Source organism: Christiangramia marina, from assembly GCF_048285865.1.
GTDB lineage: Bacteria > Bacteroidota > Bacteroidia > Flavobacteriales > Flavobacteriaceae > Christiangramia > Christiangramia marina.
This window is the reverse complement of the sequence record NZ_JBLVTK010000002.1, coordinates 327163-342222: the sequence shown is the minus strand read 5'-3', so window position 1 is coordinate 342222 and position 15060 is coordinate 327163. Positions and strand designations below refer to the sequence as shown.

Annotated in this window: 9 protein-coding genes; 3 read left to right on the top strand and 6 right to left on the bottom strand. The window is 39.8% G+C overall.

Annotation, left to right across the window (positions count from 1 at the left end):
* Nucleotides 1-294 (bottom strand): galactokinase family protein (locus ACNKXS_RS07980; RefSeq protein ID WP_417920424.1); only part of this gene is annotated, 294 nt, incomplete at its 3' end.
* Between the two features lie 71 nt (nucleotides 295-365).
* Between ACNKXS_RS07980 and ACNKXS_RS07975 the strand changes: the two genes are divergently transcribed.
* From ACNKXS_RS07975 to ACNKXS_RS07965, 3 genes are all read left to right on the top strand, one after another.
* The gene (locus ACNKXS_RS07975) at nucleotides 366-1094 is read left to right on the top strand and encodes an NUDIX hydrolase (protein WP_417920423.1); all 729 of its coding nucleotides are present in this window, start codon (nucleotides 366-368) and stop codon (nucleotides 1092-1094) included.
* A 74-nt stretch (nucleotides 1095-1168) separates the two neighbouring features.
* Nucleotides 1169-2056 carry a hydroxypyruvate isomerase family protein gene (locus ACNKXS_RS07970; RefSeq protein ID WP_417920422.1) on the top strand — a complete coding sequence of 296 codons (888 nt, stop codon included), beginning with the start codon at nucleotides 1169-1171 and terminating at the stop codon, nucleotides 2054-2056.
* A gap of 13 nt (nucleotides 2057-2069) precedes the next feature.
* A complete protein-coding gene (locus ACNKXS_RS07965) occupies nucleotides 2070-4637 on the top strand; it encodes a glycoside hydrolase 5 family protein (RefSeq protein WP_417920421.1) in 2568 nt (855 codons plus the stop codon).
* A 74-nt stretch (nucleotides 4638-4711) separates the two neighbouring features.
* On the opposite strand, the gene ACNKXS_RS07960 is transcribed toward ACNKXS_RS07965, so the two are convergent.
* From ACNKXS_RS07960 to ACNKXS_RS07940, 5 genes are all read right to left on the bottom strand, one after another.
* Entirely contained in the window at nucleotides 4712-7267 is a 2556-nt protein-coding gene (locus ACNKXS_RS07960; RefSeq protein WP_417920420.1) for an adenosylcobalamin-dependent ribonucleoside-diphosphate reductase, read from the bottom strand.
* 365 nt (nucleotides 7268-7632) lie between these two features.
* On the bottom strand, nucleotides 7633-9090 hold the full coding sequence (locus ACNKXS_RS07955) for an alpha-amylase (protein ID WP_417920419.1): 1458 nt from the start codon (nucleotides 9088-9090) through the stop codon (nucleotides 7633-7635).
* Between the two features lie 61 nt (nucleotides 9091-9151).
* Nucleotides 9152-10309: a SusE domain-containing protein gene (locus ACNKXS_RS07950; protein WP_417920418.1), complete on the bottom strand. Its 1158-nt coding sequence runs from the start codon at nucleotides 10307-10309 to the stop codon at nucleotides 9152-9154.
* Between the two features lie 18 nt (nucleotides 10310-10327).
* On the bottom strand, nucleotides 10328-11938 hold the full coding sequence (locus ACNKXS_RS07945) for a RagB/SusD family nutrient uptake outer membrane protein (protein WP_417920417.1): 1611 nt from the start codon (nucleotides 11936-11938) through the stop codon (nucleotides 10328-10330).
* A gap of 26 nt (nucleotides 11939-11964) precedes the next feature.
* Nucleotides 11965-14892: a SusC/RagA family TonB-linked outer membrane protein gene (locus tag ACNKXS_RS07940; protein ID WP_417920416.1), complete on the bottom strand. Its 2928-nt coding sequence runs from the start codon at nucleotides 14890-14892 to the stop codon at nucleotides 11965-11967.
* Between the last annotated feature and the right edge of the window lie 168 nt (nucleotides 14893-15060).

The window sequence follows — 15060 nt, the reverse complement described above, 5'->3', positions numbered from 1 at the left end:
AATGATGCCTAGTAAATAATCTCTCCAGTCGCTCTGCTTCTTTAATGGCTGGTCGAGGTGAAATTCAAATCCATTATTAAAAGTATCACTGTATATCCTGCAGAAGTTTTCCGTATCATTTATTCTGAATTTGAAACTTATTTGCTTATCGATCGCGGTTGGCATCGCGAAGCCTTCATTATAATCTGTATGTTCTCCAATCAAATTGATTCGACCAGGAGAATTAACGAGTAATTCCGCTTGGAAATCATCAAAAACCGAAGGCTTCGTAGAAAAAGATCTGATATTTGTCAAGACTTGATTAATTTTGAGTAATTCAAATATAATAAATGTCATAATTACATTTATTGTTTCAGAATATAATTATGCACACTAAGAACTCACAACCGGAAGTTTTCGAGCCAACAGACCTTTACCAGATCAGGGAGAAAATGTATGTCGCAACAGACTGTATTATTTTTGGCTTTCATGAGGGCAAGCTTAAATTGCTGGTTTTCGAGCGCCAGGTAGAGCCCTTCAAAGGTTCCTGGTCACTTGTAGGCAGCTTTGTACGGCTTGATGAAGATCTTGAGCTGGCAGGGCAGAGAGTTTTAGAAGAGGCTACCGGATTGAAAGAGGTTTTTATGCAGCAATTAAAGACTTATGGTAAACAGGACCGTGATCCGGGTTACCGATGTATTTCTGTGGCTCAGTACGCTTTAATTAGAGTGGAGGATTATATAGACAAGCTAGAAAAGCATTATGGTGCCCGCTGGTTTGAAATTGATGATCTTCCCGAATTGGTTCTGGATCATGATCAAATGGTACAGGATGCATTGGAACAACTTAGACATAATGCGCGTCACAGGCCCATTGGATTTGAGCTGCTGCCAGAAAAGTTTACGATTCCACAATTACAAAACCTATATGAAGCGATCTACCAGAAGCCACTGGACGCTAGAAACTTTAGAAAAAAGGTTTTATCCCTTAATGTTTTAGAAAAACTGGAAGAAAAAGATAAATCGGGTAGTAAAAGAGGAGCATTTTTGCATAAATTCAATAAAGAGAATTACTTACAATTATTAGAAGCAGGATATAATTTCGAGATTTTCTAAAGTCTGAAAATAGTTTCTTTAAATAATAATTGTATGAATTACATTTATTATTAATTTAGGAAAAACATTTCAGGATGGCTAAAGATCAATCTCGTAGAACACTATTAAAGAACCTGGGAATTGGAGCTGGGTTACTCGCCATTCCATCATTTTCGAATGCATCCGGTTTCGATATTGCAATTAACAATCGACAGGACTCTACTTCAAAGATCAATCATTCTGTTTGTCGCTGGTGTTTTGCAGATATTCCACTTAAGGAGTTTGCCAAGGCCTGCAGAGAATTAGGAATTAGCGCTATTGATCTTTTAAAACCTTCAGAATGGGAAATCGTGCAGGAGGAAGGTCTGGCATGTTCCATGGCTACCGATGATTTTATCAGTTTAACCGATGGATTCAATGACCCTGAAAATCATCAGAAATTGCAAACTTCTTATAGAGAACTCATCGACAAAGCTGCTGATAATAATATTGAGAATGTCATCTGTTTTTCCGGAAGTCGGCGTGGGATGGATAATGAAACTGGCTGGAACAACTGTGTAGAAGGATTAATGCCCTTGTTGGACCATGCTCAATCACGCAAGGTCACGCTCGTCATGGAATTGCTAAATAGCAAAGTAAATCATCCAGATTATATGGCAGATCATACGTCGTGGGGAGCTGAGCTTGCCAGAAGGCTGGACCGACCCAACTTTAAATTACTCTACGATATTTACCATATGCAGATCATGGAGGGTGACGTTATTCGAAACATTAGAGAATTTCATCCGTACATCAATCATTATCATACCGCGGGAAATCCGGGGAGGAACGAGATCAATAATTCTCAGGAATTGAATTACCCTGCAATCATTCAGGCAATTCTTGATACCGGTTTTAATGGTTATATCGCACAGGAATTTATTCCAACCTATGATAATAAGCTAAAAGCGCTTGAAGAAGCCATTGGCATCTGTACACTCTAAACTTTAAATTTTAATGTCTCGTATATTCGATTGGATTACTGTTCTTACTGTACTTTTTTTAACTATTTGTCCTGTTTTTTCTCAAATAACTACAGTTGTAGACGAACATGGGATTATTCGCTGGGAGCCTTCCGGAGAGGAGGTAAAGGGCTTTGGAGTCAATTATTCGGCACCATTCGCGCATGCTTACCGTTCTGCCGAGAAACTTGGACTTGAAATCAAAGCTGAAATTGATAAAGATCTCTACCATTTTTCCCGACTCAACTTTGATCTGTATCGTCTTCACGTCTGGGATACAGAAATTAGCGATGCAGAGGGGAATTTACTGCAGAATGAACACCTGGATGCGTTTGATTATTTATTGAGTGAACTTAAAAAACGCGAAATCAATTTTGTGATCACTCCTATCGCATATTGGGGAAATGGCTGGCCGGAACCAGACGAGGATACTCCGGGATTTTCCAATAAGTATGGCAAGGAAGGAAGTTTGACCAATCCCAAAGCGGTCGCTGCCCAGCAAAATTATCTCACGCAATTTATGAACCACGTGAATCCTTATACGGGAATTGCCTACAAAAATGATCCGAATCTAATCGCTATTGAAATTAGCAATGAACCACATCATCGCGGTACTCCTGAAGAGGTAAAAGAATTTATTAATAAACTCGCGAAGGCTGTTCGGGATTCCGGTTCTCAGAAACCTGTTTTTTATAACGTCACCCATAGTGTTCACCTTGCAGATACTTATTTTGAATCTGATATTCAGGGTGGTACTTTTCAATGGTATCCAACCGGACTTGGTTTTAAGAAGGAGATCCCGGGGAATTTGCTTCCCAATGTGAACGATTATAATATTCCATTTAGCAGTGCTATCGAAAATAATAATGCCGCTAAACTGGTGTATGAGTTTGATGCTGCCGATGTTAATAAATCATATATCTATCTCGCAATGGCACGCAGTTTTCGAGAAGCGGGAATACAGATCGGGACGCATTTTGCCTATGATCCATCTTTTCTGGCCTATGGGAATACAGAATATAATACCCATTATATGAATCTCAATTATACTCCGCATAAAGCTTTGGGTCTTATGATCGCCGGGGAGATATTCCATCATACCAAATTAGGCGAAGAGCAGGGAACCTATCCCGAAAACTTAAAATTTGGAGACTTTCTCATTCAGTATGAAGATGATCTTGCTGTCTATAATTCTGCGGAAAAGTTTATTTACACGAATTCTAATGCTGAAAAACCTAAAGCGATTTCAGAACTAAGAGAAATAGCGGGTCACGGTAGTTCTGAAGTGATCGAATATGAAGGAAAAGGAGCTTATTTTTTGGATAAACTAGAAGAAGGAGTCTGGCGTCTGGAAGTAATGCCCGACCCATTTCTAATCAAGGATCCCTTCGGAAATAATAGTCTTGAAAAAACAATTGCCGTGATCAGGTACAATTTGAACGAGATGAAAATAGCTATTCCCGGGCTTGCTGGAAACTTTGAGTTCCAACAGATAAATATTGCGGAATCTGAAGTTCAGGAGGCTGAAGCTGGTGCGATTTCAATTTCTCCTGGTACCTATTTACTAACTCAAAAAGGGCAGAATTTTGATGTCAAAAATTATAAAGGAGACTTTCGTTTGGAACTCGACAATTTTGTGGCGGTGGAAGAGTCGGTTGACCGTACCTACGTCCTGCATAAAGCAGTTAATGCCGCGGGGACCAATCAGAGTTTTTCTATTGATGCAGAGATCGTTTCAAATGAGGAGATTAATAAAGCCGAAATATGGTTTCAGAATGGAAATAGCTACGAAGTAGTAGAAATGAAAGCAGAAAATCAATACGATTATTCCGCAGATGTACCACAAAATCTACTTGTGCCAGGAATACTTACTTACCGCATTATTCTGGAAACAACGAATGGAAAACGAACATTCCCGGGTGATGTTTCGGGTAGTCCGGAGAACTGGGATTTCTATTCAGAAGATGTTTATTCTACTCGTATTTATGATAAAGGTTCTGCTATCTCACTTTTCGATGCGTCTATGGATGCAGATATGGTGGTTCATTCATGGATGCCTGGCAACCAAATTGTTCCCCTAAATTCAGTTGAAAACGAATTTCAGGTAAGACTGGATGAATTATTTTCAGAAGATATAGAGTACAAAAACGCAACTCCAATTTATGATTACTCTTTTCGGTTTAATTTTCAGAAGAAAATAGGAGCAAGGCTTCCTGGAGATCAGAAGGAACTCATCATTAAGGCTCGTAATCTTAAAACGGGTACCGAGAAACTTCAGGTTGCTTTATTGATGAAAAACGGTTCGGCTTTCGGGAAAGTGATCGAATTAGATCAACATTTAAAAGAGATACGGATCAGACTTGATGAGCTTAAACCAGTGAAAACGGTTACGCTGCCACGTCCTTATCCTGGTTTTCTACCCTATTATTTTGAGCACCAGAACCCGGAAGGTTTTGATCTGCAGGAGGTGGAAGCGCTTCAGTTTTCTATTGGTCCCGGGATCGAGCCTGAAAATCTTCAGAAGAAGCATGAAATTGGTATTGTAAAGGTTAAACTTCAGTAGTAGAAATATTCAAACAAAAAAAGGTCTCGTTCTCACGAGACCTTTTTTTCAGTTTAACACTCACAACAATTAAATTATCCACATTTTGAAGAGCCACAATCTTTACAGGTGAGGCAACCTTCCTGGTAAATAAGATTAGAAGAATTACAGTTATTACATTTCTCCTTCTTGGCGACGGTCCCATCAGCGATAAAACGTTTTAGAGCACGTACCACTCCATTTTTCCAGGTGTTGATGGATTCACTGTCCAGCTGCAGACTGTTAATCAGGTCTACAACCTTGTCGATAGACATTCCATGACGCAGCGTACTGGAGATCAATTTCGCGTAATTCCAGAACTCTGGATTGAATTTATGTGAAAGTCCTTCGATCGTAGTTTTGTAACCACGCTTGTTCTCATATTGGAAATCGTAACGAGAGGATCCGTCTTCATTTCTGGCTTTGATGATATAACCTTCAGTCACCCAGCGAGGAATAAGAATACCTTCTTCATCATCTGCAAAACCGGTAAAAATCTCGTACGGTCTGTCATCTACAAGTCCTATAAATGCGATCCATTTATCCTTGTTATTCTGGAAACGAACCACATCTGCAGTAAGAACGTCTGGTCTTTTTAGAGGGAAAGATCCGGATGTCTGTTCTTCGTCTTCCTCTTTTTTCTCGTCGTTAGAGATTAAAACACCAGATCTTGAACCATCACGATATACAGTAACACCTTTACAACCAGCTTCCCATGCTTCCAGGTACAGTTTTCCAACCAGTTCCTCGGTAGCATCGTTTGGAAGGTTGATGGTCACACTAATAGAGTGATCGATCCATTTTTGTACAGCTCCCTGCATTCTCACTTTGCTAAGCCAGTCTACATCATTAGACGTTGCCTGGTAGTAAGGCGAAAGTTTAACCAGTTTGTCAAGTTCTTCGTTCGAGTAATTCTTATCGGTATCATAACCTTTGGCGCTCATCCACTGCTTAAAACGATGGTGGAAAACCACATATTCTTCCCATGAATCTCCAACTTCATCAACAAAATCTACGCGAGCCTCCTTGTCATTTGGATTTACTTTTCTTCTTCTTTTGTAAACCGGTAGGAAAACAGGCTCAATTCCCGAAGTGGTTTGCGTCATAAGACTGGTCGTTCCAGTTGGAGCGATCGTTAATAGCGCGATATTTCTACGACCGTGCTCAAGCATTTCGTAATACAACTTTTCATCAGCTTCTTTCAATCGAAGAATGAATGGGTTGTTTTTCTCTCTTTCTGAATCAAAAATTCCAAAAGCACCTCTTTCTTTCGCAGTTTCTACGGAAGCTCTATAGGCTTCAACAGCAATATTCTTATGAATGTCTACAGAGAAATCGATTCCTTCCTTGCTACCGTATTTAATACCTAAACCGGCAAGCATATCACCTTCCGCAGTGATACCTATTCCAGTTCTTCTACCTTCATGTGCTTTTTTACGGATATTAAGCCATAGATTTTTCTCTACTGCCTTTACCTCTTCATTTTCTGGATCTGCATCGATCTTACCAATGATGTTGTCGATCTTTTCCAGTTCAAGATCAATGATATCATCCATAATTCTTTGAGCAGCAGAAATATGTTTTTTGAATAGTTCGTAGTTAAAGTGCGCATTTTCTGTAAATGGCTCTTCTACATAAGAGAAAAGATTGATCGCAAGCAAACGGCAGGAATCATAAGGACAAAGTGGAATCTCTCCACAAGGATTGGTAGAAACCGTTTTATAACCAAGATCTGCATAGCAATCTGGCACAGATTCGTTGATCACTGTATCCCAGAAAAGAATTCCAGGTTCAGCCGATTTCCATGCATTATGTACGATCTTTTTCCAGAGTTTATCTGCCTCGATCTCTTTTGAAACCTTTGGCTCTGCGGAAAAGATTGGATATTTCTGAGTATACTTAGTGTTGTTCTTTACGGCTTTCATGAACTGGTCATCGATCCTAACCGAAACATTGGCACCTGTAACTTTGCCCTGCTCCATTTTAGCATCGATAAAGTCTTCAGAATCGGGATGATTTACTGAAACCGAAAGCATCAAAGCTCCACGACGTCCATCCTGTGCTACTTCTCTTGTTGAATTAGAGTAACGTTCCATAAAAGGAACAATTCCGGTAGAGGTAAGCGCTGAGTTCTTCACAGCCGATCCTTTAGGCCGTATGTGGGAAAGGTCATGACCTACGCCACCACGTCTTTTCATTAACTGAACCTGCTCCTGGTCGATTTTCATGATCCCGCCATAAGAATCGGAATTTCCATCATTCCCTATCACGAAACAGTTAGATAACGAACCAACCTGATAAGGATTCCCAATTCCAGCCATAGGACTTCCCTGTGGAACGATATATTTAAAATCCTTGATAAGATCGAAAACTTCGTCTTCGGTCATAGGATTTGGATACTTTTTTTCAACTCTTGCAATTTCGCTGGCGATACGTCTATGCATATCGTTTGGAGTGAGTTCATAAATATTCCCGTCAGAATCTTTAAGGGCGTATTTATTTACCCAAACTCTGGCGGCAAGATCATCGCCTTTGAAGTATTTTAATGAAGCTTCGAAGGCCTGTTCCTGAGTATACGTCTTTGGAACAACTGGATTTTCCTGTACAGGCATAAAAATGAGATTTTTAGGTTAGAAATGCTCTAATCGGCTGGTATAAAACTAGGCATTATTTCTGGACAATTAACAAAGCGTTTGGAAAAAGTTTTCAAACAAAAACAGTTAAAATACTGACTATCAACAATATAAAAATTTACTAACAATAAAAAGTTGACAAATAATGAAAACATTTAATGAAAGGTTTGGTAATTCTATACTATTGAGATTCAGTAGTAGAAATAGGGGATTGGGTTCGAAAATAAGCTAAATTATATTCTTTTTGTAGCGTATTTCAGAGAAAAAGTAACAAAAAAAGAGGCCTCACAAATCTGTGAGGCCTTCTTTGAATTAACACCTATGAAAATTCAAAATAAAAATCTTTATTCTGTAATAGACCAGATCGAATATCCATTGGCAGGAGCCTCGATGGTCACCGCTCCATTTTCATCGGAGGTAGGGAAATATGTTGAATTCGAACTATAATCCTGTAGCGTAACATTACTCCAGTTCGAACTTACCGTTCTTCTTTTTGTACCATTATTGATGCTAATATAAAGAATTAATCCAGGATTAGTACCTGATCCATTTCTTTTCATCACGTATTCATCCTGGTCTGCATACAAGATCTCTGTATCACCGATTGCAAGACTATTGTGGATGGAAATTAACCTTTTTAGTTCATCTTTAAATTCCTCATTTTCGTAATCTGAATAGAAGATCGTAGGATAACCAGGGTGAGTTAAGATATATGCATAGGCCTTCATTTTGTTCGAGCTCATGATATAATTATCCTCATTAGAATCCTTTTCAGTATCATGATTCGCTGTGAAGGTTACTGCATCTTTAGGATTTGTTTTCCAAAGCATGTCACTTTCAAGAATACTAAGGTTTTCAAACCTGTCCAGACTTTCCTCCAGTTTGTAGAAGGTAGAGAAATCAAAAGCAGGTGATCCTGAAGCTTCGATCCAGTCACGAAGTACATCTGGATTTCCGTCGAAATTTTCTCCTACAGAGAATCCTCCAACAGCCTCATTCCATTCTTTTACAACCCATGGTTCAAAACCTTTTACATAATCAAAACGCCAGCCATCAAACCCCATTACATTTTTGTAATATTTGGCTACTGAATTTTCGTCTTTCCATAACCAGTCCTGAACTCTTTCTCTATGGTGATCAAGGTTGGTTTCTTCGTAGAAAAGACTACCTGGATCGTACTGGCTCACACTGTTAGGATAAAAATCCTCGTAAGTTCTGTTGAACATCCCTGAAGCATTTCCATTCTCTTCATTAAATAGGGTATACGTATCGTAGTCCCTGTAAGGGTTGTATTGCAAACCTCCACCAGAATTATGATTCAGTACAATATCTGCGATCACTTCAATATCATTGCTGTGAGCTGTAGCAATTAGATTTTCAAGTTCGGTTCTTGAACCAAATCTTGTTTCTACAGTTCCATGCTGGTCATAATTACCAAAATCGAAATAATCTGAAACATCGTAGCCCATGGAATAGCCACCAGACTGTCCTTTGGCAGGAGATGGTATCCAGATTCTGTCCACACCGGCTTCAGACCATTCCGGTACTTTTTCTGAAAGATTGTCCCACCAGGCAAATCGTGGTTCTACATCCCAATAGAATGCCTGCATCATCACTCTGTTGCCATTGTCCAGAGAAGCCAGGTCCAGCGCCTGAGGCTCAGATGGAGCAGGAATTTCTGGGGTGCCGGTTATATCATCTGTTGCATCCACGACGTCATCAGAATCATCACCGGAGCACGAACCCATAAAGAGGGCACCCCCAAGGAGCAGGCTGCATAAAAATTTATTCGTATTCATCATTAGTTCAGTTTAAAGAAAAAAAAGGGGCTAATTGAATTAGCCCCGATATAAAATAGTGTGATTACTCTCCTGCAGGAATAAGAATATATCTTGCAGTAAGGTCATTAAACCAGATGTCATATACACCTGCAGAAACAGGGATATTTGGATCATTTGCATTTGCTCCCTGACCGCTTATAGGTGTACTTGCACCCCAGCTTACGTCCCAGGCGTTATTTGCTCTGAACTTCAACTCACCGTCGAAAAGTTCCACATCATTCATGTACCAGATGTGAGAATCAAAGTCTGATTGAGTCATGTCCATATCGTCATTCCAGCCTTCATCTGTACCTGTAGTGGCAGTACCAATAATACCCACCATATCGTACACGGTCGCTGCGGAAGCATCCATAGCTTCAAACGTATACGTCATATCGTCTGTATTCAGAGACAGCGTGTAATAAGCATCGTCGTCTACTCCAAATGCTGCAGGATCTGATGCATCTCCAGGATTAACTCCTAAAGTTCCATCTGTACCACCCCATTGAGGTTGCCATGCGCCAAGCATTTCAAGCAATTTAAAACCTTCAACATCGTCACCACCAGCAAATCTTCCAGTAAAGTTGAAAATGTTATCATTTTCAGGATCTCTGAACATTGGCGTATTGTTATTGTTATTGTTCCATCCAGCGGCAGTTGCATCTCCTACAAAGAAAAGATTCATTTTTGTTGGATTTTCTTCTTCTTCGATCACAGCTTCAGGAAGTACAACTCTTAGAGACATTACTTCAGAAGTTGCGTTAAGGCCGTTGCTTCCATCAGTTCCGGCATAAGCGCGAACTCTGAAGTAGATATCTCCTGCATTCGGCATTTCGGTTTCAGGATCGTTATCTAAACCTGCTTCCATAGCCAAAGACATAAATTGGCTAACAGTAACTCCAAGATTATTTTCTCCTGTCGTTCCAATGATATTGAATGAAGAAAAGTCTGCATCAGATGAACCCTGAAGTTCATAAGTAACAGTGGTTGGAGCATCGAAATCAACTTCACTCCATACAAATCGCTCAGCGATATTATTGGCAGTTTCAGAAGTGAGAGTGTAAGATTCTGCGGTAGAGCTCATAAACACGATCCCTTCTGGATCAGGTTGAGCTGTAAAAACCACATCATCATCATGTTCACAGGATGTAAATCCTACGAATGCGATCATTATTAATAAGAAAATTGAAAACTTTTTCATTGTTGTAATAGTATTTTGTTAGTATCCTGGATTTTGTGTCAAATTCGTGTTCACTCCTAGATCTGAAGACGGTATAGGCATCAGGTCTCTGAAAGATTGTGTAGTAGTTCCCTGTGGAACACCACCTTTAAACGGCCATACGCCACCATCAGAAAATTGTCCAAATCTTATAAGATCTGTTCTTCTGTGAGCTTCCCAGTAAAGTTCTCTAGCTCTTTCTTCCAATAGAAAGTTTAGTGTTAGATCTGAAGACGAGATATTGTTGCTATCATCGTTAAAAGCTCTTTCTCTCAACTCATTGATGTAATCTACAGCAGCAGATTCACTTCCACCACCACCTCTAACTACGGCTTCAGCATACATTAAGTAAGCATCTGCAAGACGGAACATAGGGAAATCTGTATCTGGAAAATCTCCTGTAGGGTCTGATCCTGCGTTTCCATTCACATCTACGTTCTTGTATTTAGCAACGGCATAACCATCAGTGAAATTTGAGATATTACTAATCTCTTTAGACTGACCGTCTGTATAAAAAATAGCTCTTTCATCGGCTACTGTTTCAATATCATCATCCTCATTCTCAAGGAAATCATTGATAAGCGCAGAAGTGGTTCTTAGACCGGCCCATCCACCATTAATTCCGAAGTTATCTGGATCCATAGATCCTCCAACTGCTGCATGAATGATAAAAGTCATTCCACCATAAGCCTGAGTGTTGATCCCATCAAAAGTGATTGGGAAAATGATCTCATTCTGTGCCCCGTTCATGTTGTTATCTGCAAGGAATAATTTCTGATAGTCATCAACTAAAGTAAATCCTGAGTTGATCACCTTTTCAGTATAAGTGATCACATCTGAAGATCTATCAGATCCAGTGTACTTTTCTGAATTCTGGTAAAGTTTTGCCAGTAACATCCAGGCTGCTGCCTTATCTGCACGACCATATTCATTAGCACCTGCAGCGGCTAGTTCACTCTCGATCGCTAAAAGTTCACTTTCAATATAAGTGAAAAGCTCTGCTGAATTGGTTTGCTCCGGAAGGAACGCCCCCACAGGATCCTGCTCTGTAACGAAAGGAGGATTACCATAAAGGTCAAGTGCATGCCAGTAGCTTAATGCTCTCAGGAATCTTGCTTCTGCACGATATACCTGGATATTAGCTTGTGTTGCAGCATCCACACCACGACCTTCAACTACTGAAGTTTCAGTTTGTCTAAGGAATTCGTTAGACTGTGCAATCTGGTACATAATTCTGGAATACATTGTACGAATAAATTCGTTTCCTGATGTCCAGTTCTGGTTATGTAGATCTTTGATCGTTCCATCATTCCATCCAATTACCGCTTCATCTGTAGTAAGTTCCTGCACCATCCAGTACAAACGCATGTACTGTGAGAATCCTTCATCCAACCCAGATAGGTCGGCATCTCCAGCAGGACCATCCTGACCACTAATTGCAAAACCTGCATATAGTTTAGCCAAAAACTGTTTGTAAGCTGCGGGATCTTCAAAAGCTGAAGCCGCAGTTTCCCTGTTATCTTCAGGAGTAAGTTCCAGATCGCTTTCGCATGACCATAGAACCGCCATTCCGAAGAGAATAAGGAAAGTAGATTTTAATTTATTAAACATAGTTCTAGTAATTTTTCTATTATTCATTAAAAAGCAAAATTCAATCCGAGTACGAATCTTCTTGATCTTGGGTAGAAGTTGTTATCGATTCCACCAAAAACTTCAGGATCAAGCCCGTCGTAATCTGTGATCGTAAGTACATTTGTCGCCGTTAAAGAAGCTCTGAAATCAACTTTTTCTCCCGGGATTGTGTATCCAATGCTTACGTTATCAAGTTTTACGAAATCTGCTGCCTGCAGGTAGTAATCTGAGAAGAACTGACTGTTTACAAAACCTGACTCCAGTACGTTCGAATTAAAATTCGAGTAATAATCTGAAGGTGTGTTTGTTCCAGCTTCTATAAAACCATTTGCAGATTGCGTGTTGTTGTAAATATAGTTTCCAAAACTTCCTCTAAAAGTAAAGCTGAAGTCAAAGTCTTTATAATTCATGGTGTTGGTAAGACCCATATAGTAATCTGGAGTTGCTTTCTTGTATGGCTGCTTATCTGCTTCTGTGATCTGGTTGTCACCATTTACATCTACATAAGCACCTTCAATTGGCTGCCCGGCATCATTATAAACCTGTCTGAACACAAAGAAAGTAGTAGGATCAAATCCTTCTTTCCAAAGCTGAATGTTGTTTCCAACACCACCACTAATTCCACCTTGTGGGATGAAGAAATTTGGATCATCACCTAACGAAAGTTCTGTAATCTCCAGTTCCTGGAAAGAAATGTTATAACCCAAAGTCCAGTTAAAATCTTCAGACCTGGCGATATCACCGCTCAATCCAATCTCGATACCTTTACTAACAGTCGTACCAACATTCGTTAGTAATTGATCTGAAAGGTTAGCTCCTGCTGGTACTGGTACGGTGGCGATAAGATCTTTAGTCTCTCTGTAATATCCATCCACAGAACCACTCAATCTATTATCGAATAAACCGAAGTCGATACCTGCGTTATAGTTGATAAGGCTTTCCCATTTAAGGTCCTCATCATACTCTTCAGGTCTAATAGTACCAATGAATTCATTTCCAAACTGGTATCTCGCACCACCCTGACTAGGCGTATACAATCCTAAATATCCGTAGTTTCTTCCAATTTCATAGTTTCCGGTTTCACCGTAACCTCCACGAAGCTTCAATTCGTTAAGCACTCTTGAACCTTGAAGAAATTCTTCATTGTGAATTTTCCAACCAATAGAGGCTGCAGGAAAATATCCCCAACGATTGTCTGGAGAAACTCTGGAAGAACCATCGGCACGAATACTACCAGAGATCAGGTATCTGTTATTAATGTCAAAACTAGCTCTCGCGAAGTAAGACTCTAAAGAGTTCCTGTTAATATCTCTTGGAAGTGCTCTAATTTGATCCTGCTCAGTTCCAAAAACATTGCTGGTAGAATAAAATTCCTGGTAAGAATGACCTGCTGTTACATCAACATCTGTTTCAAAGAAACCAAGTTCAGTCTTATAGTTTAAGTAAGTGTCAAGAAGAAGGTTACGGTTTATATTACTATAATCTTCAAATTGATCGATATTAGAAGTGTTAGATGCTGCAAATACCGGAGTGAATTTATCACCATCAGCTTCAGCATAATCAAAACCAGCACTTACTACTGCTTTAAGACCCGTTAAGAAAGGAACTTTATATTCCGCATTCAGGTTCGTAATAGAACGTCTGGTCTGGTTCTGGTCTGTCGTTTGCTCCAAAAGAGCGATCGGGTTTCTGGTCGCAAGATTTTGTTGTGTGATCTCACCTCCTGAAAGTCTGTTGAATTCAAAGAATCCACCGAAAGGAAGGGTTTCATCATATATAGGCTGAGTAGGATCGAAAGCTACTGCAGATCCAATAGCACCACCGTTAGAAAACTTGTTCTTATCCAGAGAGTTCTTCGAAGTAAGAGTCAGTTTCAACGAATTGTCGAAAAGGTCCTGGTTCAAAGAGATATTAAAAGCATTACGCTCGTAATAATCTTTTCTGATAACTCCGGTTTCAGCAGTATGGTTAAAGTTCAAACGATAGTAGAAATTCCCGATACCCTGTGTAGCTGTAAAGTTATGAATAGCTCCAACTGAAGTTTCATAAATTTCATCCTGCCAGTCTGTATTTGCATTTCCTAATAGAGAAGGATCTGTTCCTGCGGTATTGTTGATCAGGTTTCTAAATTCATCGGCATTTAAAACGTCTACTTTGTCCAGAACATTCCCAATGGATGTTTTTAGATCATACGTAAACTGAAATGGAGAATCCTTTTTACCTTTTTTCGTGGTAATAAGAATTACCCCGTTGGAGGCTCTGGAACCGTAAATAGAAGTAGCCGCAGCATCCTTTAATATAGTGAAATCTTCGATCTCATTTGGGTTTATAGAGTTAAGCGCATTTCTTGAACCTGCAACTCCACGTTGATCTAATGGTACACCATCGACTACGATCAAAGGATCGTTAGAGGCCGATAGGGATGAACCACCACGTATTCTAATTGTTCCTCCCTGTCCTGGAGCTCCACCACCCGGGGTGATCTGTACTCCGGCAGATTTACCAGCGATCAGCTGTTCCGGAGCAACTACGGCACCCTGGTTAAAGGTTTCCGAAGAAATCTTCTCAACGGCTCCGGTCGCATCCTGCTCTGAGGTTGCTCCATAACCAATAAGAACGACTTCATCCAGCGTAGCTGAGTCCTCATCAAGGGTAATGTCTATAGTAGACTGACCTTCGAAAGGAACCTGTTGTGTTACGAATCCTAAAAAGGAGAAAACAAGTACGTCTTCATTAGATACATTAGATATGGTATAATTACCATCAAAGTCGGTCGTTGTACCATTGCTGGTACCTTGAACGATTACGTTCACACCTGGAACCGGAAGGCCTGTGGCAGTCTCTGTCACATTTCCGCTAACGGTGTTTTGTGCAAAAAAGCTCATTGGTAGCATGAACAGCAAAAACAATGTGCTTTTAATTAAAGTCCTCATAAATTTTTTATTGATTTTTTGATAAAAATTAACCTTATACTTTTACTTCCTGAGGTTAAATGTATGTAAATTCAAACCCAATATTTGACGAAACCTTACTATTACTGGAACGAAAACGTTTTCGTGTTGAAAACTTTTTCTTCTTAAGAGATTCACAATCAAATATTG